Annotated in this window: 17 protein-coding genes and 1 pseudogene; 12 read left to right on the top strand and 6 right to left on the bottom strand. The window is 48.2% G+C overall.

Going from position 1 to position 25,094, the window contains the following annotated elements:
* Nucleotides 1–10 precede the first annotated feature (10 nt).
* On the bottom strand, nucleotides 11–790 hold the full coding sequence (locus F5I99_RS05580; protein WP_151054041.1) for an FkbM family methyltransferase: 780 nt from the start codon (nucleotides 788–790) through the stop codon (nucleotides 11–13).
* 259 nt (nucleotides 791–1,049) lie between these two features.
* On the opposite strand from F5I99_RS05580, the gene F5I99_RS05585 reads away from it, so the two are divergent.
* Nucleotides 1,050–3,011, top strand: a complete 1,962-nt coding sequence (locus F5I99_RS05585) for a sensor domain-containing diguanylate cyclase (RefSeq protein ID WP_151054042.1) — start codon at nucleotides 1,050–1,052, stop codon at nucleotides 3,009–3,011.
* A gap of 107 nt (nucleotides 3,012–3,118) precedes the next feature.
* Nucleotides 3,119–3,988: pseudogene (locus F5I99_RS05590) on the top strand (DEAD/DEAH box helicase); the annotation flags it as partial.
* 56 nt (nucleotides 3,989–4,044) lie between these two features.
* Here the strand turns inward: F5I99_RS05590 and F5I99_RS05595 are convergent.
* Nucleotides 4,045–5,391, bottom strand: coding sequence for an ATP-binding protein (locus F5I99_RS05595; RefSeq protein ID WP_151054043.1), 1,347 nt, complete (start codon nucleotides 5,389–5,391; stop codon nucleotides 4,045–4,047).
* Nucleotides 5,391–6,125 (bottom strand): response regulator, encoded by a 735-nt coding sequence (locus tag F5I99_RS05600; protein ID WP_151054044.1) that lies wholly within the window; start codon nucleotides 6,123–6,125, stop codon nucleotides 5,391–5,393. Before F5I99_RS05600 ends, F5I99_RS05595 begins: the two co-directional genes overlap by 1 nt.
* A 168-nt stretch (nucleotides 6,126–6,293) precedes the next feature.
* On the opposite strand from F5I99_RS05600, the gene F5I99_RS05605 reads away from it, so the two are divergent.
* Complete coding sequence (locus tag F5I99_RS05605) at nucleotides 6,294–6,800, top strand: EF-hand domain-containing protein (RefSeq protein ID WP_151054045.1); 507 nt, start codon at nucleotides 6,294–6,296, stop codon at nucleotides 6,798–6,800.
* 76 nt (nucleotides 6,801–6,876) lie between these two features.
* Nucleotides 6,877–7,380: a cytochrome b gene (locus tag F5I99_RS05610; protein ID WP_151054046.1), complete on the top strand. Its 504-nt coding sequence runs from the start codon at nucleotides 6,877–6,879 to the stop codon at nucleotides 7,378–7,380.
* 25 nt (nucleotides 7,381–7,405) lie between these two features.
* Here the strand turns inward: F5I99_RS05610 and F5I99_RS05615 are convergent, their stop codons facing one another.
* Entirely contained in the window at nucleotides 7,406–8,713 is a 1,308-nt protein-coding gene (locus F5I99_RS05615; RefSeq protein WP_151054047.1) for an MFS transporter, read from the bottom strand.
* A gap of 538 nt (nucleotides 8,714–9,251) precedes the next feature.
* On the opposite strand from F5I99_RS05615, the gene F5I99_RS05620 reads away from it, so the two are divergent.
* From F5I99_RS05620 to F5I99_RS05650, 7 genes are all read left to right on the top strand, one after another.
* Nucleotides 9,252–9,956: a HupE/UreJ family protein gene (locus F5I99_RS05620; RefSeq protein WP_225307637.1), complete on the top strand. Its 705-nt coding sequence runs from the start codon at nucleotides 9,252–9,254 to the stop codon at nucleotides 9,954–9,956.
* A gap of 27 nt (nucleotides 9,957–9,983) precedes the next feature.
* Nucleotides 9,984–10,706 carry a transmembrane anchor protein gene (locus F5I99_RS05625; protein WP_151054049.1) on the top strand — a complete coding sequence of 241 codons (723 nt, stop codon included), beginning with the start codon at nucleotides 9,984–9,986 and terminating at the stop codon, nucleotides 10,704–10,706.
* A 142-nt stretch (nucleotides 10,707–10,848) separates the two neighbouring features.
* On the top strand, nucleotides 10,849–14,595 hold the full coding sequence (gene hrpA, locus F5I99_RS05630) for an ATP-dependent RNA helicase HrpA (RefSeq protein ID WP_225307570.1): 3,747 nt from the start codon (nucleotides 10,849–10,851) through the stop codon (nucleotides 14,593–14,595).
* 444 nt (nucleotides 14,596–15,039) lie between these two features.
* Nucleotides 15,040–16,038, top strand: coding sequence for a porin (locus F5I99_RS05635; protein WP_151054051.1), 999 nt, complete (start codon nucleotides 15,040–15,042; stop codon nucleotides 16,036–16,038).
* 547 nt (nucleotides 16,039–16,585) lie between these two features.
* Nucleotides 16,586–17,704, top strand: a complete 1,119-nt coding sequence (locus F5I99_RS05640; RefSeq protein ID WP_151054052.1) for an ABC transporter ATP-binding protein — start codon at nucleotides 16,586–16,588, stop codon at nucleotides 17,702–17,704.
* Between the two features lie 40 nt (nucleotides 17,705–17,744).
* Nucleotides 17,745–18,713 (top strand): ABC transporter substrate-binding protein, encoded by a 969-nt coding sequence (locus F5I99_RS05645; RefSeq protein ID WP_151054053.1) that lies wholly within the window; start codon nucleotides 17,745–17,747, stop codon nucleotides 18,711–18,713.
* Between the two features lie 8 nt (nucleotides 18,714–18,721).
* Nucleotides 18,722–20,395 (top strand): ABC transporter permease, encoded by a 1,674-nt coding sequence (locus tag F5I99_RS05650; protein WP_151054054.1) that lies wholly within the window; start codon nucleotides 18,722–18,724, stop codon nucleotides 20,393–20,395.
* A gap of 883 nt (nucleotides 20,396–21,278) precedes the next feature.
* Here F5I99_RS05650 and F5I99_RS05655 read toward each other — a convergent pair.
* Entirely contained in the window at nucleotides 21,279–21,749 is a 471-nt protein-coding gene (locus tag F5I99_RS05655; RefSeq protein ID WP_151054055.1) for a Dps family protein, read from the bottom strand.
* Nucleotides 21,750–21,909: 160 nt separating this feature from the next.
* On the opposite strand from F5I99_RS05655, the gene F5I99_RS05660 reads away from it, so the two are divergent.
* On the top strand, nucleotides 21,910–23,379 hold the full coding sequence (locus F5I99_RS05660; protein WP_151054056.1) for a CYTH and CHAD domain-containing protein: 1,470 nt from the start codon (nucleotides 21,910–21,912) through the stop codon (nucleotides 23,377–23,379).
* A gap of 74 nt (nucleotides 23,380–23,453) precedes the next feature.
* Here F5I99_RS05660 and F5I99_RS05665 read toward each other — a convergent pair whose 3' ends face one another.
* Nucleotides 23,454–25,088 carry an electron transfer flavoprotein-ubiquinone oxidoreductase gene (locus tag F5I99_RS05665; RefSeq protein ID WP_191906003.1) on the bottom strand — a complete coding sequence of 545 codons (1,635 nt, stop codon included), beginning with the start codon at nucleotides 25,086–25,088 and terminating at the stop codon, nucleotides 23,454–23,456.
* Between the last annotated feature and the right edge of the window lie 6 nt (nucleotides 25,089–25,094).

Raw genomic sequence — 25,094 nt, forward strand, 5'->3', positions numbered from 1 at the left:
CGGTAACGCTTCAGCGCGTTGCCAGTACATCATGACTGGGTTTGCTGGATGTACGGGTAAAATCACTGAAGCCCTGCTGCCGCAGTAAAGCTTCAAGGGCTTTTCCCTCGCTCCATCGAGGGTTCACCTCATAAAATACCGCTTTTGCTTTGTCGAGGATGTTACTGGTAATTAAGGCATCAAAAACCGTTCTTTCATGACCTTCCACATCCACTTTGATGATCAGGTCGGCTTCTGTGGGGACCAACGCTTGCAGTGCTTCAGGTCCGAGCATTGAGATGGTTTCGGTTATGCCAAACCAGCGCGCTGGCTGAAACCATCCAGGTAGCTGGCGCAAGGATGCGGCACCACTATGCCCCAGTTTTTTGGTGATCTTCGCCTCTCCGCTAGTCAGGGAGACTGCGGCCTGGATGGGCTGGACAAAATCCCCAATACCATTAATGGCGATGTTGGACTTTAATAACGCAAATGTGCGCGCCACAGGCTCAAAAGCAATCGCCTTCTGGCAGTTTGCATTGAGCCCTGCAAGAATAGAATAAAGCCCTTGATTGGCGCCAATATCAACAAATACAAAAGATTGGTATTGGTGCTGTAAATAGTCTGCCAGAAGGCGGTCATAGGAACCTTTTGTGCAGAAGTGGAACGTGGCATCAAGCCGATTCTGGCGCAACAAAATACCATAGTCTGAGCGTATATAGCCTGCAGGTGGTGCGACAGTTTTTTTATGAAATTGGGAACTGCGGATCTGCCGTTGTTGAGCGGGGGTATCCAGGTATAGTGAGTCAGACATCGCGATTCCTCTAGAAATTTGACTTAACCTAGCGCTTTTTTGTTACAAATATTTGACAGGGTGTTTTGTATCACTCCCCAGACCTCAGTAATAGGCTGGTTTGCTCCTGGGTACTCCAAAGTCGTAGGTAAGTTTGGCTATATACCTGCTGCGAAAGCTGAGGCAAACTACTAGTTGCAACAAACTGGTTATACCATGATGGCCTCATTTAAACCGAATTGCCTTCATAAAATCCGGTGCGATTCTGGAAGTTATATGTATGATAAGTAAGAAATCTATTAAAAATGTAACCTCTCAGACTCAATCGAGCGGGCCGGAAGCCTCCTGTGCTCAGATGCTGCTGGAGTCATCCGCCGAATTGCTGCCAACGCCCGACGGTGTCGCGCTGGCCATTATGGAAGCATGGGAAAACGAAAACACGACAGTGCAACAAATAGCCAGGTTGGTCCAAATGGACCCTTCGCTAACTGGCCGTATACTTAAGCTAGCAAACTCCGCGGCCACTGGCCGTCGTCCAGTGGCGTCAGTGCCGGAAGCGATCGTTCGCGTTGGTATACAGACGGTAGGCCAGCTTGCGGTAGCATTTTCATTAATCGGCAATGAAAGCGTAATTAACTGTCCTGCGTTCAATCACCAGAAATACTGGACTCGATGCCTGCTTATGGCCGTACTCTCACGAGGCCTTGCCAAAGCGACTCAGGTAGCTCCACCGGATGATATATTTGCCTGCGGACTGCTTGCTCGAATTGGTGTACTGGGATTGGCATCAGTCTACCCTGAAGCTTACTCCAATATTCTATCTACCCCCAGGCCCGATCTTATCGTCCAGGAAAAAGAGACCTTTGGAATCGACCACAACGAGCTGTCCGAGGCAATGATGGTAGATTTCTGTGTACCGCGTGCACTGGCTGAACCCGCCCGATACCACGAAAATCCAACCCAATCAGGGTTTGAACAGGAGTCACGGCCTCATAAAATAATGACGCTACTTCATTTGGCTTATCATCTTTCCGAAGTGGCTATTCGTGATGATGGAAACCTTACTGTAAAGGCCTCTACAATCAAGGTGATATGCGCTCAATTGAAGCTGCAGGAAGGCCGGATTGATATCATTTTTAATCAAGCACTGGATGATTGGCGTGAATGGTCTGAGATATTTAACTTGTCGACAGATGAGGCGCAAAATTATACAGATCTGGACTTTGACGTAGCCGACTCATTCCTGTCACCGAATGAACCAGTAACCTCCAGTGTTGAAACACTGTCCGCTGCCATTGTCGCAGATGCTGAAATATTTGATTTATTGTCGGGAAAGCTGACCCAGTTAGGTTTTCCAGCCCTGCATTGCGAGAAGGCTACAGCAGCGATGCAGCTAGCAATGAATAGGCAAGCAAACGTTTTTTTCGTATCCCAGAAGAATACTCAGTTTATAGATATGCTGCGAGGTGCCAAGGAGTTTGACGCCAGCTATGTCTTTTTTATGCTAGCTAAAACTGACGCTGAACTCGAAGCCAAAGCCTACCTTGCTGGTGCTGACGATGTGATTACCAATGACATCCGGGTAACGCACCTTAAAGCCCGATTAAAGCCGGCCATGCGGATGCTTAAACGCTATGAACGCTGGCGCAATGACCGAACAGAGCTGCGCCGTATTGCCAAAGAGCTTTCCCTGTCTCATCGGCAGCAGCAGTTACTGGCTTTGACCGATCAGTTGACAGAGCTACCCAACCGTCGCGCCGCAATGGAAGCGCTAGATCAGGCCTGGAGTGGAAGTATTAGATCACAGACACCTTGTTCACTGCTGATCCTGGATATCGATCACTTCAAAAATATCAATGATAATTACGGGCATGACGTGGGTGATGAAGTGCTGCGTGCGGTGGCCATCATCCTGAAAACAAATATTCGTCGCGAAGACACTATCGCTCGTATCGGTGGTGAAGAGTTTTTATTAATCAGCCCTCATCTGCCTACACGAGATGCGCTGGTCGCAGCAGAGCGACTGCGTAAACAATTGGAAAACGCCAAGATCGATGCTGGTGGTGAGACCATCTGCATAACCATGAGTATTGGCATGGCGATGCGAGAAGACACCATGCGTCATGGCGAGGATCTTATGATCTCAGCTGATAAGGCGCTTTATGCAGCTAAAAATGCCGGGCGTAACCGCATCGCTTTGAATTCTGCTGGCCAAATTCGTATGCTCAAAAATGATAAATAGAAACGGGTGACTGTTTTTCCCCTTATATCGCAAGCCACACCCCCCTTGCGGTAGAATTGCACCTCCGTTTTGATGCGTTATGGAGTACACCCGCTTTGACATCCCCGATTACATATCCTGATCTTCCCGTATCAGCACGACGAGATGAAATTCTGGCCGCCATTCGTGATAATCAGGTGGTGGTGATTGCAGGGGAGACAGGTTCAGGTAAAACCACCCAGATTCCAAAAATGTGCCTGGAACTTGGGCTGGGTTGTACCGGTTTGATCGGCCACACCCAGCCACGACGTTTGGCTGCCCGCGCGGTGGCATCTCGTCTGGCAGAGGAGCTAAATACTCCCTTGGGTGAAAGGGTGGGCTTTCAGGTTCGTTTTCACGATCAGGTCAGTGACAAGACACAAATCAAAGTAATGACCGACGGTATCCTTCTGGCCGAGACGCAGAAAGACCGGTTTATGGCAAAGTATGACGTCATCATCATCGATGAAGCCCACGAGCGCAGTCTCAATATCGATTTTCTGCTCGGCTACCTGAAAAATATCCTGCCCAAGCGCCCGGATCTGAAACTGATCATTACCTCGGCGACTATCGATCTGGCGCGTTTTTCAGAGCATTTTGATCAGGCACCGATCATCGAAGTCTCCGGACGCACCTTCCCGGTGGATATTCTCTACCGCCCCCTGCATGAAATGGAAGTCGAGGATGAAAAAGCCCAGGATCTGCAGCAGGGGATACTCCAGGCTGTGGATGAGCTGATCGCTATAGATCGCAGCAAGCGCAGCCAGGGGCCGGGCGATATTCTGGTGTTTCTGCCGGGTGAGCGTGAAATTCGTGAAACGGCGGATACCCTGCGCAAAGCCGAGCTTAGAGATACAGAGATCATTCCGCTGTATGCACGCCTGTCACTGGCGGAGCAGAATCGGGTGTTTCATGAGCAACGTGGGGCGGGGCGGCGTATTGTGCTGGCGACCAATGTTGGGGGATCAAAAAGACCAAAAATTGTCCCTAGGTTACTTTTTTAAATATCAATTGCTTAGTGAGTTTTAGTCCGAAGGTATACGTTTACTAAAAGCCCACCGTCTTCTTTGTTTTCTAACATTATATCGCCATGATGAGCGCGAATAATACCGAGTGCTATTGGCAACCCTAATCCAATACCACCCGTCTCACGTGAACGCGATGCCTCCAACCGTGTAAAAGGGTCAAAAACTCTAAGAAGATCTTCCTCTGGAATACCGGGTCCTGAATCCTCAATTGCAATTTCTACGCTCTGATCATTGTGTCTGACGGTTACTGATGCACCTTGTCCGTAACGCTGCGCATTTTCGAATAAATTCCTAAACGCACGCCGCAGTGGATTTCGTCTTAAGGGAAAAATTATGGTGGTATCCGTTAGCACTTCAATTTTCGGGCCTGCTTCCGAGACTTCATCGGCCAGTTCTTTAAGAAGTTGAACTAGGTTTGTTTCCTCCATAGGTTGGTCGGTAGCAATTCCTCGCGCGTATGCGATTGTAGATTCAACCATCTCTTGCATTTCATCTAGTGTTGAAATGATCCTTTCTCGGTTTTCGTCATCATCAACTAACTCTGCTCGAAGTCTTAAAGCCGTGATGGGAGATCTTAAGTCATGACCTAACGCGGCTAACATACGCATTCTATCGCTCATCATTTTATTCAACCGCTGGTGCATGTTAGATAGTGTTTCAGTTAAGCGTTTAACCTCATTGGGGCCATGAGTTGGCATATCAGGAATGACACCGTCAAGGTTAAACTGATCAGCTGCGTTAGCTAATTCTGTTAAAGGTTTGGTAATGCGTCTTATGCCTAGCCAAAGTGCCAACATGAGTAGAGTCAAGGATAGCAATGTTGCCCCAATAATAACGGGTGGGGTTTGTAATTTTGGGGTTTGAAAACGGGCTGCACCATTCAGCCATTGGCTCTCCTTGACAGCGATGGAGATTCTAAATTCTACAGGAGCTATGCCAGCCACACGCATCCTGTCGTGAATCCATGCGAGTGTTGGGGGAGGGACAACTAATTGACCGTCATGTGGCGAAATGGTGATTTCGTCGATACGAATATTTTCAGATAGATTTAAAGGTGACGGATGATGCATCACTAACGGCGATGCGTCTAAACTAAATACAATTCCGTCAGAGTTAACCGCAGCAAGAATATTGTCATGACTTTCCACGGGTGAGATGTCTAAGGCATTAGCAACAGCCTTTGCGCGTTTGATTACCTCCGTCTGTTGAGCGGCACGAATGGAAGCGCCGCGTTCATCGGCAAACAAAGCAATATTGATCACTTGCCCGATAATAAAGGTGACAATGATAAGCACGGCCAGCTGCCCAAGGAGATTACTCGGAAGCAGGCGCATTAATGGATCTCTCTAACGTGTGAAACAAAACTATAACCGCCGGCTCTGACTGTAACGATGATTTGAGGGTGAGAAGGGTCTATCTCAATTTTGCGACGTAGCCTACTTACCTGATTATCGATGGTGCGATCAAAGACTTCTGCAGCGCGTCCACTGGTAATAGTCAGTAGTTGATCACGGGACAGAACAAAACGTGGTCTTTCTAAAAAGGCAGACAACAGGTTGAATTCGGCGGTAGTCAATGTGTTTTCTCGACCGTCTTCATGACTCAATTCACGGGTATCCTTGTTCAAGGTCCAGCCTGAAAAGAACAGTGTTGAGCCAATGCTAGTATTTGTTTGTGCATCCTGTCGCTCAGCTCGTCTCAGAATGGCTTTAATCCTTGCCAATAACTCACGTGGATTAAAGGGTTTGATGAGATAATCGTCAGCCCCGACCTCTAACCCCACAATTTTATCAGTATCCTCATCAAGCGCACTGAGCATCAAAATTGGAGGGCTATTTGACGATGATAATCGGCGAGCGGCAGAAAGCCCATCTTCACCGGGCATCATGACATCCAATATGATCAGATCACATTGATGGTGCTGTAAAAATAGATCCATTTCCACGGTGTCCTTGACGGCTGTTACATCTAAGCCGTTTTTCTCAAGGTACCGTGAGATGGCATCCCTTATTTCTCGATGGTCATCAACGATAAGAATATGTGCTATGGGTTGGGTCTGTTCATTCATAAGTTATGAATACATTAATTTAACACGTAATGAAATGATTTTAGACAGTTTTAGATCTATTCATGGTGTTGATACAAACTGATACAAAACTCAGTGTATTTGACAAACTGTTGTGACAATACGCATCCATTATGTGCTCATCAAAACACGAACAAAAGAGGTGACACAATGAAACGTTCAACAGTATTGAGTATTAGTGCAGCGACAATCCTTGTGATGAGTGCATTAACGTTACCAGTCATTGCTTCTGGCTGGGGTCCCCAACATATGGCAAAGATGATGCATGGGTCTGATGATAGTTGTTTGCAGGATAATCAAGGTCATTTTATGCGTATGAATCGTGGCAATCATGGCCCGATGGGTATGAGAGCCATGAATCAGCTATCGGATAACCCTATCTATCAATCCTTTGATGCCGACGAAAATGGTGAGGTGTCAGCAGCTGAGCTGGAAGCAGGCTTGGTTTCACTGCATGATAAATTTGACGCCGATAATAGCAATAGCTTATCCGCAGATGAATTTAGTGCGTTGTTTTCAGAGATGACAGCACATATCTCTGAACGACCTTTTGCAATGTTAGATGCTGACGGTGATGGTCTGATTAGTATGGACGAAATGACCTTTCCGGCACAAATGAAAACTCGTATGCAAAGATGGCATGAGTCTGATAAATAAATTAATGACAAGATTGATGTGAATGACCCGTTTCGATAGGGCTAACGAGTCATTCTAAATAATAGGAGTTTTATCGATGACTTCCATAAAGCAGCGTCCAGAGGGTTACTCTAGAGTGCAAATAACACTTCATTGGATTATTGCATTACTGATTGCTGGACAATACCTGTTCAAAAATTCCATTGCGACTGCATGGGATACCATTCGTGCAGGTAATAACTTTGCCTTTGATCCCCTTGTGATGGCTCATGTCGCCGGAGGGAGCTTAATTCTGCTTCTGGTTATCTGGAGAGTGATTGTGCGGGTGAAACGTGGCGTACCTGCTACACCTGAGAATGAACCTGCCATATTAAAAGCCATCAGTCATATTGTTCACTGGGCTTTCTATGTCATGCTTATCATGATGTCGTTTTCAGGCTTAGCAGCTTGGTTTGGTGATGTAGTGTTTGCGGCGCAGGTTCACAATATTCTCAAGGTTGTTCTATTAGCATTGATTGCAATGCATGTTCTGGCGGTTCCTTTTCATCATGTTGTGTTGAAAAATCCAATTATGAAACGAATGGTCAAGTCACATCATTAAGCAAAAAATAATATCCTCAGTTGCTTTACCGAGGCCATTTTTCATGCAAATCGTCAATCACGAACGGATGAGAATGTAAGCGCTTGGAATGAGCAATATGGGGATGATGTTCTGGAAGGTTAGCGTGGTAATGCTCAACAACCTCTGGATCTTCAGCGGGCCAGAGTTTGAGCGCTAATAAGTAGGCCAATAATGCCACCATGCCAAATACAATAAAGGTAAGACTAATGCCCAGTTTAACCCCTAACCAGCCTGCGAGTGGATAAGCAAACAGCCAGCAGGCATGAGACAACGAAAATTGTGCTGCAAATAGATCAGGCCGATCCTCTTCATGGGACGAACGTGTCAACAAGCGCCCCGAAGGGGTCTGTATCCATGCATAGCCTGCACCAAGTAAAAACCAAATCGTCCAGAGTTCAATGATATGGCTGATACGTGATGCGCTAAACAGACAGAGTATTAACAATAGCGTTGCCCCCAGCATCAGAGTGCGATCCTGCATACGCTTTAGCAAACGAGGCATGGTCAATGCTGCACACATCGACCCTCCTCCAAAAAAGGTAAACGCGAGCGCGGTATCTTGAGCGGAAAGCCCGAACGTTGATTGTACAATCACCACGCTGTTGACGATCACCATGGCACCAGCACAGGTCACGGCAACATTCATGGCTAACAAGCCTCGTAATCGTGGAGTGGCTAAATAAAAGCGTATTCCTCGGGTTGTTTTTTGATAAATTCCTGAACGATTTTTATTTGCCGCCTTCATGGTGGGAAAGGTGACACTCAGTATTAGCAATGCTGAGGCGAAAAATCCTATCACCGTGCCAGTAAAAAGCCCCTGCCACGCCATTAAGGTCAGCATAAGTGCGGCTAAAGCTGGACTGATCAGATTCTCCAGATCATAGGCAAGTCTTGAAAGGGAAAGGGCTTGAGTATATTGCTCTTCATTTTTCAAAATATCAGGAATGGTGGCTTGAAACATTGGAGTGAAGCAGGCAGACGCTGACTGTAAAATAAATATTAGGACGTAAACATGCCAAGCCTCTGAGACAAATGGCAGGAAAACGGCCACACTTGCCCTAATGAGATCCAGTGTAACGAGTAGCTTTTTTCTGGATAGCGCACGAAACAGAGCTGAAGCCAAGGGAGCAATAAAAACATAGGCGAGCATTTTGATCGTCAGTGCTGTTCCAATGACCATTCCCGCATGGCTATCAGCCAAATCATAGGCAAGCAAACTTAGCGCAACCGTTGCCAAGCCCGTGCCTAGTAAGGCGACAATTTGGGCTAAAAATAATTGTCGATAAGAGTGATTAGCTAAAACAGTAAACATAGCAACACATATTCACGATGACCTTTGTGTATCCTCAATGGGAATGATATAGTGTAACACTATTAAGCTAGTGCTAGGGTTATTACATTAGCAGAATCACGAGAAACACTGGATTTTTGAATTTACAATGAATAGCTCTAGGCGAACATTATCATACTTGCTGATCATCCTGCTGATCTTGCCGGGGCTAGTTATTTCATTTCCGGGAGTTGCGAACTCAATGGGATTTGCAGATCACTCCTTTACGCTTGATTTGCAGGATCACTCAGGCCATCACGACCATCATCATAGTGACTCTGATGCTCAACATGATCCCACGAGTCATTCACATGAAACACCGGACAGGCAAGATGTCGTCTCATTGCGTCCGTCGCAAATTCAGTCACCAAACACTAAAGACTTGGGTAAAATTCAACCGATACGAACCCCTTGGCTGCTGGAACGACCTCCAAAAAACTCTGTTTAGTTATTTTTAATGCAATTTAACCAGAGTTTATTGGGGTATTTCATGTTCATATCTACTGCTGGCTCAGCCAGCATGTCGAACAGGGTGAAAAGACGCCTGTTTTTGTTCGTGTCTGTTATTGGCTTGTTATTAATGGGGATAAGCCAAGAGGTCTTTGCGCATGCAGTCGCGCAAGGTGATAAGGGATATATTCAAGAGATAAGCGGTGTTCACTTGGTATCGTTTATCTATCTTGGCGCCAAACATATGGTCACGGGATATGACCATATATTGTTCCTTCTAGGGGTCATATTTTTCCTGTATCGCATGCAGCATATTGCCATCTATGTCAGTGTGTTTGCATTTGGTCATTCGACAACCATGCTACTTGGCGTTTATTTCAATATTGGCATCAATAGTTACATTATCGATGCCATCATCGGACTTTCGGTAGTCTATAAGGCTCTGGATAATTTAGGAGCCTATCAACGCTGGTTTGGTTGGCAGCCAAATACCCTCATGGCGACACTGATTTTTGGTTTTTGTCATGGCTTTGGCTTGTCGAGCAAGATCATTGAATACGATATCTCTCCAGATGGACTATTACCGAATCTACTGGCATTCAATGTCGGTGTTGAGATAGGCCAACTTTTAGCATTAAGCGCTATTCTGATCGTGATGGGTTTTTGGCGACGGACGGGCAGTTTTCTGCGTCATGCCTACACTGCTAACGTTGTCATGATGTGTGCAGGCTTTGTTCTGATTGGCTATCAGCTCACGGGCTTTTTTGTTGCCTAAACTCGATTAATTTTAAGGTATTAAGTTATGTATAACACCGATATTCCATCACGTGCAGAGCTGCCAACCACTCAGCAGCTAATCCGTTCTACCTTCATTGCTCTGATTACCGCATTAGTTATTCTAGTTACGGTGATATTGCCCTCTGAATATGCGGTTGATCCAACAGGCGTAGGTCGCTGGCTTGGTTTGACAGAAATGGGGGAAATTAAACAGCAACTAGCTGCCGAAGCTGAAGCCGATGCTCTTTATCTTGCACAAGAAAACACTGGCAAAACCACGAGTTTTGACGTTGCTGATGCTCATGCCGAGTTAAATGTAGTTGAAGAGGTAGCAGTTGAAGAGATAGTTGCTGAACCTATAGTAACGCCCTCAGTAATGGAATATTCCGCAGAAAACGTTCAGTCAGAAGTGATCTTTGAAGAAGAAGCATTGGTCTGGCGTGATACGGTTGAAATTATCCTGACACCGGGACAAGGCACCGAGATCAAATTAGTGATGGCTGAAGGAAGTACAGCTCGTTTCTCATGGGAAGGCGTTGAAGGGCCGCTTAACTATGACACTCATGGTGATGGCGGTGGTCGTTCCATCAGCTACGAAAAAGGTCGAGGTGTTCAACAGGATGAAGGTGAATTGACTGCGGCATTTACTGGAAATCACGGCTGGTTCTTCCGTAATCGCACATCGGAAAATGTTACACTGATTCTGAGAACAGCAGGTGATTACGAGGAAGTAAAGAGAGTTCTATAAGTCTCAACGCTGGTAGGCCAAAGTGGCTTACCAGCTAATGACGAAAGCATTTTCTGAAATGCTAGTGTCTATATCGCAAGCCAAGTCACCTTTGGGGTAGAATTGAGTGCCTGTTTTGATGCGTAACTGGAGTGCCCCCACTTTGACATCCCTGATTACATACCCAGATCTTCCCGTATCCGCAAGGCGTGAAGAAATTCTTGCAGCGATTCGTGATAATCAGGTGGTCGTGATTGCAGGAGAGACAGGCTCAGGTAAAACCACCCAAATCCCCAAAATGTGTTTAGAGCTGGGTTTAGGGTGTGCTGGATTGATTGGTCACACACAGCCACGACGCTTAGCTGCCAGAGCTGTCGCCTCGCGTATTGCTGAAGAGTTAGATACAAGTTTAGGCGATAGAGTAGGTTTTCAGGTTCGTTTTCACGATCAAGTGAGTGAAAATACACAGATCAAGGTAATGACAGACGGTATCCTTCTAGCTGAAACTCAGAATGACCGTTTTATGTCAAAGTATGAAGTTATCATCATTGATGAAGCACATGAACGCAGCCTCAATATCGACTTTCTATTAGGCTATATAAAGAACCTGCTTCCCAAGCGCCCAGACCTTAAGTTGATCATCACCTCAGCAACGATTGACGTAGATCGTTTCTCCAAGCATTTCGATAATGCGCCCATCATTGAAGTGTCAGGCAGAACCTTTCCGGTTGAAATCTTGTATCAGCCACTTCATGACCTTGAACAAGAAGACGACAAGGAAATGGATCTTCAGCAGGGCATCCTGCAAGCGACTGAGCAACTGCTAGAGCATGGCAGGCAGCGAATAGATGGCGGTCCTTCCGACATTCTCATTTTTTTACCGGGTGAGCGCGAGATTCGAGAGACTGCGGACACATTGCGTAAGGCTGATTTGCGAAATATTGAGATACTTCCACTCTATGGAAGGCTGTCTTTAGCAGAGCAAAACAGAGTATTTTCTGGTCAAAATGGAACCGGTCAGAAAATAATCCTGAGTTCGAACGTGGCAGAAACCTCGCTGACAGTACCTGGCATTCGTTATGTTATCGATCCGGGGCTGGCGCGTATTTCCCGCTACAGCTACCGCTCCAAAGTACAGCGCCTGCCGATTGAACCCGTGTCTCAGGCCAGTGCCAATCAACGTGCCGGACGTTGTGGACGGGTGGCCGCCGGTACCTGTATTCGCCTCTATGCTGAGGAAGATTTTACTAACCGTCCGGCCTTTACTGATGCTGAAATTCGCCGTACCAATCTGGCCGCCGTCATTCTAAGTATGCTGCAACTTAAACTGGGCGATATAGGCCGGTTTCCGTTTGTCGATCCACCGGATAGCCGTTTTATTAATGATGGATTTAAGTTGCTGGAAGAGCTGGGCGCCGTTACCAAACAGCGTCAGCTCACCGCGGTTGGGCGAGACCTGGCCCGGTTGCCGGTCGATCCGCGTATCGGACGCATGCTGGTGGAGGCTAATCGATTAGGAGCACTAACCGAGGTGTTGGTGATGGCCAGCGCCCTGAGTGTGCAGGACCCGCGTGAGCGACCGATGGAAAAACGGCAGGCGGCGGATGAGAAGCATAAAGCCTATGCTGATGATGACTCGGATTTCGTTAGCCTGCTGAACCTCTGGAATCTTTATGAAGAACAGCGTCAGGCGTTAAGTCAGGGTCAGTTGCGCAAATGGTGTCAGAAGCATTTTATCTCCTGGGTGCGAATGCGCGAATGGCGTGATCTGCATCGCCAGTTACATCTGAGCTGTCGTGAGCTGAAGATGGTCGAAAACCGTGAAGCCGCCGATTATGCCGCCATCCATAAATCACTGCTGGCCGGGCTGTTGAGTCAGATTGGCTTGAAGCAGGAGAAGGGCGAGTATTTAGGCGCGCGTAATCGCCGCTTCTTTATCTTTCCCGGGTCCGGGCTGTTCAAAAAAAATCCCAAATGGATTATGGCTGCTGAGATGCTGGAAACCAGCAAACTCTTTGCCCATCAGGTGGCTAAAATCGAACCGGAATGGATCGAAGCCCCGGCCGCACACCTGATCAAAAAAACCTGGATGGAACCGCATTGGGAGAAAAAACGCGCTCAGGTGGTGGCGACTGAGCAGGTTAGCCTGTATGGCTTGATTATCGTACCCAAGCGCAAGGTGCATTATGGCGCCATAGATCCCAAACTTAGTCACGAGCTGTTTATCCGCAGTGCCCTGGTTGAGGGTGAGTATGAAACTCAGGCGCCTTTCTTTCAGCATAACCGCGCCTTGCTCGCCAGTGTCGAAACCCTGGAAGCTAAATCCAGACGGCGCGATCTGTTGGTGGATGAAGATACCCTGGCTGATTTTTACCTGCAGCGCTTTGCAGAACTCAACGGTGCTGGCATCGTCAATGGCAAAGGCTTTGAGCACTGGCGTAAACAGGTTGAGAAAGATAATGCCCAGGCGTTGTTTATGCAGCAAGACGATATCCTGCAACGCTCCGCCGCGCATGTCACCCAAGCCGATTATCCGGATCAGTTGCTGCATGAGGGGCTGAAATTACCCTTAAGCTACCATTTTGAGCCGGGTGCCGAGGATGATGGCGTCACTTTGGAATTGCCCTTGCCGCTGCTCAAGTCCTTGCCGCTGGCGCGCCTGGAATGGCTGGTGCCGGGTATGCTGGCGGATAAATGCACCGCCATACTGCGTGGGCTGCCCAAGGCGATACGTAAAAACTATGTGCCTGTGCCTAACTATGTCGAAGCCTTTTGTGAAGCCGTGAGCTTTGCCGAGGGTGATCTCTACGAAGCACTGGCGCAACGTTTACTGCGTATGACCGGCATGCGGGTCGAAGCCGATCTGTTTCGCAGTGTGTCACTGGAAGATCACTATCGCATGAATCTGCGTTTACTGGGTGATAAAGGGCAGGTGCTGGCCAGCGGGCGCGACTGGGATAGCCTGAACCGGCGTTTCTCCAAGCAAGCTGAACAAGCGCTGCAGCAGGCGTCACCTAGTCAGAGCTGGGGACGAAAAGGATTAACCCAGTGGGATTTCCAGGAGCTGCCAGAGTGCGTCAAGCTGCGTCAGGCCGGTGGTATTCAGGTCGAGGCTTATCCTGTGCTGATTGATCAGCGCACCAGTGTTGATCTGCAGGTGGTCAGTCGTCGCTTCGAAGCCGAGGCACAAAATCCACGTGGGGTGGCGCGACTACTGATGCTGATGTCCTCCGAACCGGTTCGCTACGCGCGTAAACAGTTACGTAATCTGCCCAAGTCAGTATTGCTGGCTAACAAACGCTTTGATGCCAGGCAGTTTGAAGATGAACTGCTGCTCTGCGCCATTATGCGTACCGCTGGATTGGCTCAGGAGCTGGCCTCGGAACAGCTACCACGCTGTCGCGCTGAGTTTGAGGCGCTGTTACCCCAGGTGAAGGCCGGTCTATATGATCAGGCCGTGGCGCTAGATGACTGGGTGTTCAAACTGCATTCAACGCTGCATGCTATCAACAAGCGCTTGCAGGGTAAGATTAATCTGCAGGCTGTACCGGTATTAAATGATATCAAGCAGCAGCTCAATCAGTTGTTTATGTCGAATTATCTCACACAGGTTCCAGGTAATTGGCTGGAACACTATCCCCGTTATCTGCAGGCGATAGAGATCCGACTGGAAAAATATCCGCGTGAGCTGCGCCAGCAGTGCCTCTTGTCAGAGCAGTTACAGGCGCTATGGCAAGCCTGGAGCCATAAACTGGCAGAGCAGCAAAATCGTGATGCTGTGCAACCCGCGCTGCTGGAGTATCGCTGGTTACTGGAGGAATACCGGGTATCGCTGTTCGCCCAGCAGTTGGGAACGCAGCAGACTGTGTCGGAAAAACGCCTGAAACAGCGGTTTGCCGAGTTACAGTGATGCAAGGGTCAAATGCATACTGACACAGATCAATAGAATTGTGATACCCCTGTGTATACAGGGGGAAAGTTAGAGAAAAGCTTGTCAAATCATCTCGCTGTGTTATCCTAGCGACAATTTATACGGCTACGGCAATTTGCTGTTTTTTAGTTAAAAAAGCTTGCAAAAAACTGTTTCCGTATGCTGTAATTGTACAAGTTAAGGTGTTGGATTTAGAAAGTGCTTTTAAGTTGTTGATTTGGTTAGTAACTAGATGCGACAGCTCAAAAAAACAGACTGAATTTTCATCTGGCAGATGCTGACCGTAGCAAAAAAGTTATTTTTTCGGCTTCACAGGTTTGCAATAATCTGCTTTTATAGTATTTTTGAGGCTGCATCATTGACGATGCTCTTTGAAAAAATAAAGCAACTACTAGTATGTTGAACGTTGAAGGGGAAAACTAAATGAAAAAGTCACTTATCGCTCTGGCTGTAGCTAGCGCTCTGACTGTTCCTGCTATCGCATCTGCTGATGCAACGCTGTACGGTGCTGTCGCTGTTGACGGCGTTTTCAAAAACGATACCTCTGCTGACATCCAGGTTGATGACGCTATCATCGGTCTGAAAGGTGATGTTGATCTGGGTATGGACGGTGTTACTGGTTTCTTTAACATCCGTACTGAACTGGCCGCTGAAGGCGCTATCGGTAGCGGTGGTTCATCACTGACTACTGACCGTGCTCTGGTTGGTATCAAAGGTGGATTCGGTGTTGTACAGGGTGGTGCCATGGGCAACCCAGTTGACGCTGTTGAATCTCTTGACCGTGCTTACGACAGCTACTCAACCGACAACTGGTTTTTAAACCCAGATGACCTGCAGAGCGCATTGGCCTACGTTTCTCCTAACATGGGCGGATTCACTGGTTATGCCGGTATCGTAATGGATGGTGGTATTGAAGATGGTACTGTTGCTACACCTTCTGGTGATGATGAAAACGTAGACGGTTACCTGTTGGGCTTTAACTATGCAATCGGTGGTTTCACTGCTGATGTAGGTTACTGGGATTTCGATAAAGAAGGCACTGTGGGTCTTTCTCTTGGTGTAGCTGATGCAGACTACATCGGTGTGTCTTTAGATTACGCAATCAACTCCAACTGGTCAGTTACTGGTAACTGGGCTGAAAGCGAAGTTGACGATTCAGTTAACAAAGCTGAAACTCAGCTGTGGGGCCTGGGTACTGAATACACCATGGGTAAAACTGTTCTGGGTCTGACTTATGTTGACTTCGAAGCAGAACTGAACGGTGTTAAAACCAATGCTTCTGGTGATGAGTGGGCTCTTCTGGCAACTCACAACCTGAGCAACCGTGCTAAAGTTTACGCTGCATACTCTGATGCTGATGTAGACGCTGGTACAGTAGCTGGTGATAGCGTTCTGACTATTGGTTACGGCCTGAGCTTCTAATAGCCCATCCCGTTACAATAAAAAAACCTCCTTCGGGAGGTTTTTTGTGCCTAAAAAAACCCCGTAGGAGCTCGCTCCGCGAGCGAACACCATCGTCCAAAGACCGGACGCCCACAGAAAACCACCCCCGTGTAGGAGCTCGCTCCGCGAGCGAATAAATACAAATAATTACGACAAACCCAATAAAACCCCAGCAATGTATTGATATAGATCAATTTCAGAATGTTTTTCTTAAAAAATTAAATTTTTAGGAAAAATTCCTATATCCATAGATAATACGAGTGATTAAGCTGAAAGCATCAGATAAGCCAAGGACTGGCTGCAAACTTCAGGTAAAGAGGTTGTCTGGTAACAAGTCCACTTTTCTGGTCCTTAAGTGGCGACTGAACACGGATTGTTCGGTGAGAGGGGGGAGCTGGCAAGGATGCCATGTTAACCTCTCAACTCAGACCGCTCATCACTAAAGCACTAAAGGGTGCTGACCCTTTTTAATGATACTGTCATAAATTATTAACACTCGTTCATTATTATCCTTGCGATGAAACTAATGAACGCTTGTGCCCAGACCCCATCGATTACCGCATCGATAACGCCCGCACTGCATGTAGAACATCTGAGCAAGGTGTTTAATGACATGACGGCGTTATCCAGTATCGATTTTTCATTACAAAAGGGTGAAATCCTTGCCTTGCTGGGACCTTCAGGGTGTGGCAAAACTACGTTGCTGCGCTGTATCGCCGGGCTTCTGGAGCCCAGTGCCGGACGTATTCTAATTGATGGCGATGTCGTCGTAGATGAACGCTTCAGCGCGGTACCAGAAAAGCGCCGTTTGGGCATGGTGTTTCAGGATTATGCACTCTGGCCACATATGACGGTTGCCGAAAATATCGCCTTTCCATTAAGCATGCGAGGCATGGCTAAGAGCGAGCGCCGGGAAAAAGTGGCTTGGGCGTTGCAGGTAGTTGGGTTAGAACACTTAGCAGATCGATCACCCGATACCTTGTCCGGTGGTCAGCAGCAGCGGATCGCCTTGGCCCGTGCCATTGTTGCGAAACCTCGTTTACTGTTGATGGATGAACCGCTGTCCAACCTGGACCAGGGGTTGCGTGACAGTCTGGCGATTGAAATTCGTTCATTGATCAAACAGTTAAACCTAACTGCTGTGTTCGTTACCCATGATCAGCATGAGGCATTTGCAATGGCTGATCAAGTGGCCATCTTGCAACAGGGGCGGCTGCAGCAGTTTGATTCAGCCGAAGTGTTATATCGGACACCGGCAACTCCCTCTGTGGCTGAATTTCTGGATGCCGGGGTGTTGTTGAAGGGCACTCTGACTGAACAGGGGCTGGATGTTGAAAAAGATTTGTTTATGAATCTGCCTTTCCATGCATCGGGTGGTTATCTGGGAGAGGTGACTTTACTAATGCCTCGCGCAAGTTTATCTGTGAATCCGCACTCAGGCGTAGAACTTCACCAGGCTGCTATTATTTTTACCGGTGAGCACTATCAGTTATCAGGATTGATGGGAGGTCAAATACCGATTCGTTTGCAATCATCGCAACGCCCCGAGGTCAGTCAATCAATCTACCTGAACTATGAAGGTGCTTGGTTACATGCCTGGGACGCAGATGAAAAGCCGATTACGCTCATGCGCCACGCCGAATAAAGATGACAACTCAATCACAATACAACCTAGGAATATTCTCATGCGATTTATAACACTGGTTACAGCCACCGTTTTCTCTGTTGCTGTGGGTAGCCTGCAGGCGTCCCCTTTAACTGTTTACTCAGCCGGTCCTGGCAATCTGATCGATCAGCTAGCGAAGGACTTTACTGAGCAAACTGGCACACAGGTGAACGTGTTTCAGAGCACAACAGGGCAGGTGATGGCTCGTTTGGAATCTGAGCGTGCAAATCCTTTGGCTGATGTCGTGATTTCGGCATCCTGGAGTTCAGCAGTAGCGCTGAAAGCGCGTGGTGATTTGTTGGAGTATGTTCCAGCAAATGCAGATAAAGTACCTGATTTTTTACAGGATACGCATTACATCGCTCAGGGTGTGTCGGCGTTGGCAATGGTCTGGAATCGCAACAGCTCAACACCTATGCCAAGTGATTGGTCAGATCTGATGGATTCAGCTTATGAAAATGAAGTCACTATGCCTGATCCGGCTCAATCTGGAGCCGCCTTTCAATTGCTGACCGGGTTGCTGGCATCTACGGGTGAAGAGTCGACCTGGGAGTTGATGAATGGCTTGCAAGAAAACGGCATGATTGTACCCGGTCCAAACGCACGCGCATTGAACCCGGTTCTTCAGGGTGCCAAGTCGGTTGTATTTGGAGCCGTTGATTACATAGCATTAGGACAGCAAGCAAAGGGTGAATCCATCGAGGTGGTTTTCCCGAGCTCAGGTACGGTTATTGCACCACGGCCCATGATGATCATGGCATCAACTCAACAGCCAGATCTGGCTAAAGCGTTTGTAGATTATGTGCTCTCTGAAGCCGGCCAGCAACGTGTGGCAGAGGTCTATTTGATGCCTGCACGTGGCGATATTTCAGCTTTAAGACCGACAATTTCGGAATTGAACCTGATTCAGTATGATGAAGACGCTTACAAAGCACGCCGTGCAGATATTCTGAAAAACTTCAGTGATATTTTTGCATCCGGACAATAAGCTACTTTATGTTTGTACCGCGAATTAATGCCGCGCAGTCAGGGATGCTGGTTACGACCAGCATCCTGTTATTGCTTGTCGGTATGCCGCTTGCTTACGTATTCCTGCAGGCAATATTTCCCGATATCGCTTTGGGGAGTTTCAGCCAGCCCTTCTCATTGTTCATACCCACTCTACATGATCCTGAGTTGTTAAAACTGATCTGGAATACCCTTAAGCTGGCGATTGCTGTCGTAGTCGGCACGGCATTGATTGCAGTTCCTTTGGGGGCTCTGCGTGCCTTGACCAAGGTGCCAGGGGCTGCTCTTTGGGATGTTGTGTTTTTGATCCCATTCTTGATTCCCCCCTATATTGCGTCATTGGCCTGGATGATGACGCTGCAAAATCGTGGCTATTTACAGCAACTGCTGGGCTTTTCAGCCGATGGCTTTCTATTCTCTTTCTGGGGCATAGTATTTGTCATGATTCTGAATGTGTTCCCGGTAGTGTATTTTGCTGTATCCAGAACCTTGATGGTTGTGGGTGGGCGTTTTGCCGATGTTGGTCGCATCTGTGGCGCAGGGCCTTGGTCCGCTTTTTTTCGTTTGACTCTACCCTTATCGATACCGGGTATTGCCGCCAGTCTGTTGTTGGTATTTGTACTGACTATCGAAGAATTTGGTACGCCAGCAACCTTGGGTGCGCAAGCGGGCTTTCATGTTCTGGTTACGGGCATACATGAACGTTTCTCAGATTGGCCAATTGATATTCCTGGAGCGTCGATTCTGTCGATGATCCTGGTGATGATCGCCGTGTGCGGTTTCTACCTGCAACACTGGTTGGTAACCCGGCGCTCCTATGTGTCTATGACAGGAAAACCCGTTGTTACAACGCCGATACCCCTGGGGCGTCATAAACTATGGGTCAGCTGTTTTTTTGCTTTAGTCGGTAGTGTTTCGGTTGCCATACCCATTCTGGCCGTGCTGGTCACATCGTTTATGTCAACGCTCTCTGGTGGGCTTAGTCTGGATAATGTGTCTTTGCGCCATTTTCAGGCATTGCTGGATAATAGCGGTGGTGCAATGGATGCGTTACTCACTAGTCTGTCTTTGGCAACCAGTGCGGCATTATTGACGGGCGCTTTAGGTGCCTTGGTGGGCTATCTGGTTGTGCGCTCCAAGGTTAAGGGTAAGAGCTTTTTGGATTTTCTTTCACTTCTACCCAATGCCATGCCCGGCATAGTGGTGGCAGTGGGCTTGATACTGGCCTGGAACCAAAGCCACTGGCCGATCACTATTTATAACACCAGTGCCATGCTGGTGTTGGCTTATGCCTGTTTATTACTTCCCTATCCAGTGCGCTATGTCAGCGCCGCGTTCAGGCAGATGAGTGAAAATCTGGAAGCTGCCGCTCGTGTATTCGGTGCCAGCTTTTCAGTCGCGTTTATCCGCATTTTGCTGCCAGCTATGGCACCCAGCCTGATTGTGTCGATGCTGTTGGTATTTGCCATTGCATCCAGAGAATTAGTTGCATCGCTGATGGTCGCACCAGCCGGTGTGACTACAGTATCCACCTTCGTATTCGGTCAGTTTGAACAGGGATCGCCAGGCATTGGTATGGCCATGAGCATCGTAGCGATTTTTTCGACAACGCTGCTGTTGTTAGTCTTAACCCTATTCAGCCGAAAGCATTTAGCCAATTAAAAAACTAGAAATCGCCCGGAGACCGGGCTCCTACAAGAATACCCCGCCCCCTGTAGGAGCTCGCTCCGCGAGCGAACCCAATCGCCCGGAGACCGGGTTCCTACAAGAATACCCCGCCCCCTGTAGGAGCTCGCTCCGCGAGCGAACCCAATCGCCCGGAGACCGGGCTCCTACAAGAATACCCCCACCCTGTAGGAGCTCGCTCCGCGAGCGAACCCAATCGCCCGGAGACCGAGCTCCTACAAAAATACCCTACCCTGTAGGAGCTCGCTCCGCGAGCGAACCCAATCGTCCAGAGACCGGGTTCCTACAAGAATACCCCGCCCCCTGTAGGAGCTCGCTCCGCGAGCGAACCCAATCGCCCAGAAACCGGGTTCCTACAAGAATACCTCTACCCTGTAGGAGCCCGCGAGCGAATAATTAGATATTTAGGTGGATAAAATTGCACAAATGTATTGATTCAGATCAATTCTGGAATGTTTTTCTTAAAAAATGCTATTTTTAGGAAAAACTCCTATATCCATGTTGATAATAAGTGAATAACCTGAAGCTATCAGATAAGCCAAGGACTGGCAGCAAACTTCAGGGAATGAAGTTATCTGATAAAAAGTCCACTTTTCTGGTCCTTCAGTGGCCGCTGAACAAGGATCGTTCAGTGACGAGAGGGGAGCTGGCAAGGATGCCATGTGAACCTCTCATCTTCTTTTTCAATGCGTAGGAGCACGCTCGTAGGAGCTCACTCGTAGGAGCTCACTCTGTGAGCGAACAAATCGCCCGGAGACCGGGCTCCTACAAAAAATCCATATCGCCCGGAGACCGGGCTCCTACAAAAAATCCATATCGCCCGGAGACCAAAAACCCATATCGCTCGGAGACCGGGCTCCTACTTGTTTATAACCCGCAACATCCAGGCGGTTTTTTCGTGCACACGCATGCGGTCAGAAGCCAGTGCTGCGGTGGACTCATCATCAGCGCCTTGGGCGTGTTTCAGTACATCACGGCAGGTTCTGACGACAGTTTCGTGGCTCTGGGTGAGGATATCCACCATCTCTTTAGCTGCTGGCACGCCTTCAACTTCTTTAATGTTGCTCAAGCGCACAAACTCTTTGTAGGTGCCTGGTGCGGCAACATCCAGCGTACGTATACGTTCAGCAATATCATCTACAGCTACTGCCAGTTCGGTATAATGCTCTTCAAACATCAGGTGCAGTTCGCGAAATTGCGGACCAGTCACATTCCAGTGAAAATTATGTGTTTGCAAATACAGTGTGTAGGTGTCAGCCAGCAGGTGCTTCAGGCTTTCAGCAATGGTTTCACGGTCTGCTTTGTTTATACCGATATCCATGTTGGTCATAGTTAACTCCTTAACAGGTTGTCTTGTTTCCAGCCATGTGGCTGTTGTATCTATATTAACAGTTTAGCGTGAATTTTGAGTGAATGCCGATCTATGGCAATAATTTAAGTTTATACTCTTGATAGTAAATTTATATCTACAGACGCGTCTCGGAGGCTGTATGGGAAAAGAAACGGAACTGAAGCTGTCATTGCCTGTGTCATCTGTGTCGGCTCTCCGGGCTCACCCGTTGCTGCAGATTGCTGAGCCTGTTGGACCTGTCAAAACGCTGGATAATACCTACTTTGATACTTCTGATCTGTTGCTGCATCAGCAGCGAGTGGCTTTGCGAACACGGCAGCAGGGTGATATCTGGCTACAAACGATCAAATGTGCTTCAGTGTCAGTGGGTGGGTTGAGTCAGCGCCCGGAATGGGAAAAACCTTATACCGGTGAATTCGACTTTACGGATATAGAACTGAAGCCGGTACGGAAGATGCTGCAAAAGCTTCAGCCGCAGTTGCAACCGGTGTTCACTACGCTGTTTAATCGCGAAACGTTGTTTCTGAAAATGGATTCTGGTGCCGAAGTACTGCTGATGCTGGATCAGGGCGATATTCTTGCTCAGGGAGGGAGGCTGCCGATTTGCGAACTGGAGCTTGAGTTGGTATCAGGTCAACCGGGGGAATTGCTGCATCTGGCTGTTGACTTGGCAGAGACGTTGCCCTTGATGCCCAGCGATATATCTAAAGCTGAGCGTGGTTATAAGTTGTTCAACGGCGAAACCGATGGCCCAATGAAAATGCCTGCGGTGTTGTTGCATAAGCATCAGACTCCCTTGGCCGCGTTTAAAGCCCTGGCGTTTGCCTGCATTGCTCAGTGGCAGGGTAACGCTGGTGGTGCGGCAAATAGCGATGATCCGGAGTTTGTGCATCAGTTACGTATCAGCCAGCGTCGGCTCAGAGCCTTGTTGCGCCTGTTTAAACCGATTCTTCCGCAAGACTGGTTTGTATACTGGAACAAGACTCTGGCTGATAATGCCCGGCTTTTTTCTGAAGTGCGGGATCTGGATGTCATGAGTGATGAGCTATTGCCCGCATTGCGTCTTTTGCCTGAAACAGATCATTGGCATTTTCCTGAGTTGCATCAACTGGTGATCAAGCAGCGTGATCTGGCAAGACATGCCTTGATGGAACATCCCGATTTACAGCGCCAGGGACGCTTGATTTTGATGCTGGTGACCGAGCTACATGCGCTGGAATCACCTGATCATGAAGATGAAACCCTAAAGTCGTTTGTGAAACAGCAACTGAAATCCTTGCGGCAGCGGGTTCATAAACGCTATCGAAAAGCACTCAAAGGTGATCTGGCCGATTTGCATCAACTCCGTATCGCCTTGAAACCTCTGCGCTATGCTCTGGAGTTTTTTATGACGATACTGCCTGCTGGTAAAACCCTGCCCGAATACGATTCTGTAGTGACGGCAGTACGGGCGCTGGGTCAGGTGAATGATATGGCGATGGCAAGTCGGATACTGACCGGACTGACGTCGGCAGATACCAGCTTGCAAACCGCACAGGCGTATATGGCGGGATTACAGAGTGCCCGGCTGGAAGACCAGCGCAAGATCGCATTGCGGGCATTGAAGTGAAACTGAAGTAAAACGGGCTCCTGCTTCTGCAAACACCGGAGAATGCAGGAGCCCAATGTCAGGAGTTACACCCCTTACATGTTTGGATAGTTTGGACCACCGCCGCCTTCGGGGGTTACCCAGGTGATGTTTTGTGCCGGGTCTTTAATATCACAAGTCTTACAGTGAACGCAGTTAGAAAAGTTGATCTGGAACCTCGGGCCGCTGCTTTCTTCAATGACTTCATAAACGCCGGCTGGGCAATAACGCTGTGCCGGTTCACCATATTTTGGCAGGTTGTCACGAATCGGCAGGTCTGGATCGGTCAGGCGTAAATGGCAAGGCTGATCCTCTTCATGACTGGCATTGGATAAATACACCGATGAGAGCTTGTCAAATGACAACTTACCGTCAGGTTTAGGGTATTCCAGCTTCTTGGACTCGGCCGCAGGCTTCAGCATTTCATGATCTTTATGCAGATCATGCAAGGTCAGTGGAATCTTGCCGACAAAGATATTCTGGTCGATAAAGTTAAACGTACCACCCAGGAACGTACCGTATTTATGCATGGCTGGGCCAAAATTACGGCCACGATACAGTTCATCATATAGCCAGGAGTTCTGATAGCTCTGCTCGAACTGGGTCAGATCCTTACCACCTTCATCACCTTCTTTCAGCGCATCGGCAATTACTTCTGCTGCCAGCATGCCGGATTTCATGCCGGTATGAATACCTTTGATCTTGGCAAAGTTCAGTGTGCCGGCATTACAGCCGAGTATAAACGCGCCAGGCATAGTCATTTTTGGCAGGCAGTTCAGACCGCCTTTGGTTATGGCACGAGCTCCGTAAGCAACGCGGGTACCACCTTCCAGATATTGCTTCACTTCTGGATGGTGCTTGAAGCGTTGGAACTCATCGAAAGGGCTGAGCCAGGGGTTGGAATAGTTAAGGTCAACAATCAGACCGACTTCCACCTGGTTGCCTTCATCGTGGTAAAGGAAGAAGCCACCGCCGGCACCGTCTGTCAGTGGCCAGCCAGAGCCATGCACTACCAAGCCAGGCTTACTTTTAGCAGGATCGATATCCCAGAGTTCCTTGATGCCGATGGCATAGTGCTGGGGATCTTTGCCTTTATCCAGCTCAAATCGTTCCAGCAGCTGTTTACCTAAGTGACCGCGGACACCTTCAGTAAACAGCGTATATTTGGCATGCAACTCCATTCCCTGTGTATAGCTATCCTTGGGTTCGCCATCAGCACCGATACCCATATCACCGGTGGCGATACCTTTAACGCTGCCATCTTCATGATAAAGGATTTCAGATGCTGGGAAGCCTGGGAAGACTTCCACACCCAGTGCTTCAGCTTGCTCGCCCATCCAGCGGGTGACATTGGCCAGGCTGACAATATAGTTGCCCTTGTTGTGCATCGGCTTGGGAACTGCAAATCCGGGCAGTTTAATGCCTTTGGTTTCGTTCAGCAGTAAAAAGGTATCTTCACTGGTAACTTTACAGGAAATAGGTGCTTCGCGTTCCTGCCAGTCGGGAAACAGTTCATCCAGCGCACGTGTTTCCATAACCGCGCCGGAGAGAATGTGTGCACCGACTTCGGAACCTTTTTCTACGACACAGACCGTCAGTTCCTGCTCTTGTTCCTGGGCTTTCTGCATCAGGCGGCAGGCCGCCGATAAACCGGTGACACCTGCACCGACGATGACGACATCAAACTCCATCGATTC

Source organism: Nitrincola iocasae (assembly GCF_008727795.1).
In the GTDB taxonomy this organism is placed as follows: domain Bacteria; phylum Pseudomonadota; class Gammaproteobacteria; order Pseudomonadales; family Balneatricaceae; genus Nitrincola; species Nitrincola iocasae.

What these genes read in the sequence shown, in the direction of transcription:
- F5I99_RS05580 (WP_151054041.1), bottom strand. Translation starts at nt 790, where the DNA reads ATGTCTGACTCACTATACCTGGATACCCCCGCTCAACAACGGCAGATC.
- F5I99_RS05585 (WP_151054042.1), top strand. Translation starts at nt 1,050, where the DNA reads ATGATAAGTAAGAAATCTATTAAAAATGTAACCTCTCAGACTCAATCG.
- F5I99_RS05595 (WP_151054043.1), bottom strand. Translation starts at nt 5,391, where the DNA reads ATGCGCCTGCTTCCGAGTAATCTCCTTGGGCAGCTGGCCGTGCTTATC.
- F5I99_RS05600 (WP_151054044.1), bottom strand. Translation starts at nt 6,125, where the DNA reads ATGAATGAACAGACCCAACCCATAGCACATATTCTTATCGTTGATGAC.
- F5I99_RS05605 (WP_151054045.1), top strand. Translation starts at nt 6,294, where the DNA reads ATGAAACGTTCAACAGTATTGAGTATTAGTGCAGCGACAATCCTTGTG.
- F5I99_RS05610 (WP_151054046.1), top strand. Translation starts at nt 6,877, where the DNA reads ATGACTTCCATAAAGCAGCGTCCAGAGGGTTACTCTAGAGTGCAAATA.
- F5I99_RS05615 (WP_151054047.1), bottom strand. Translation starts at nt 8,713, where the DNA reads ATGTTTACTGTTTTAGCTAATCACTCTTATCGACAATTATTTTTAGCC.
- F5I99_RS05620 (WP_225307637.1), top strand. Translation starts at nt 9,252, where the DNA reads ATGTCGAACAGGGTGAAAAGACGCCTGTTTTTGTTCGTGTCTGTTATT.
- F5I99_RS05625 (WP_151054049.1), top strand. Translation starts at nt 9,984, where the DNA reads ATGTATAACACCGATATTCCATCACGTGCAGAGCTGCCAACCACTCAG.
- F5I99_RS05635 (WP_151054051.1), top strand. Translation starts at nt 15,040, where the DNA reads ATGAAAAAGTCACTTATCGCTCTGGCTGTAGCTAGCGCTCTGACTGTT.
- F5I99_RS05640 (WP_151054052.1), top strand. Translation starts at nt 16,586, where the DNA reads ATGAACGCTTGTGCCCAGACCCCATCGATTACCGCATCGATAACGCCC.
- F5I99_RS05645 (WP_151054053.1), top strand. Translation starts at nt 17,745, where the DNA reads ATGCGATTTATAACACTGGTTACAGCCACCGTTTTCTCTGTTGCTGTG.
- F5I99_RS05650 (WP_151054054.1), top strand. Translation starts at nt 18,722, where the DNA reads ATGTTTGTACCGCGAATTAATGCCGCGCAGTCAGGGATGCTGGTTACG.
- F5I99_RS05655 (WP_151054055.1), bottom strand. Translation starts at nt 21,749, where the DNA reads ATGACCAACATGGATATCGGTATAAACAAAGCAGACCGTGAAACCATT.
- F5I99_RS05660 (WP_151054056.1), top strand. Translation starts at nt 21,910, where the DNA reads ATGGGAAAAGAAACGGAACTGAAGCTGTCATTGCCTGTGTCATCTGTG.
- F5I99_RS05665 (WP_191906003.1), bottom strand. Translation starts at nt 25,088, where the DNA reads ATGGAGTTTGATGTCGTCATCGTCGGTGCAGGTGTCACCGGTTTATCG.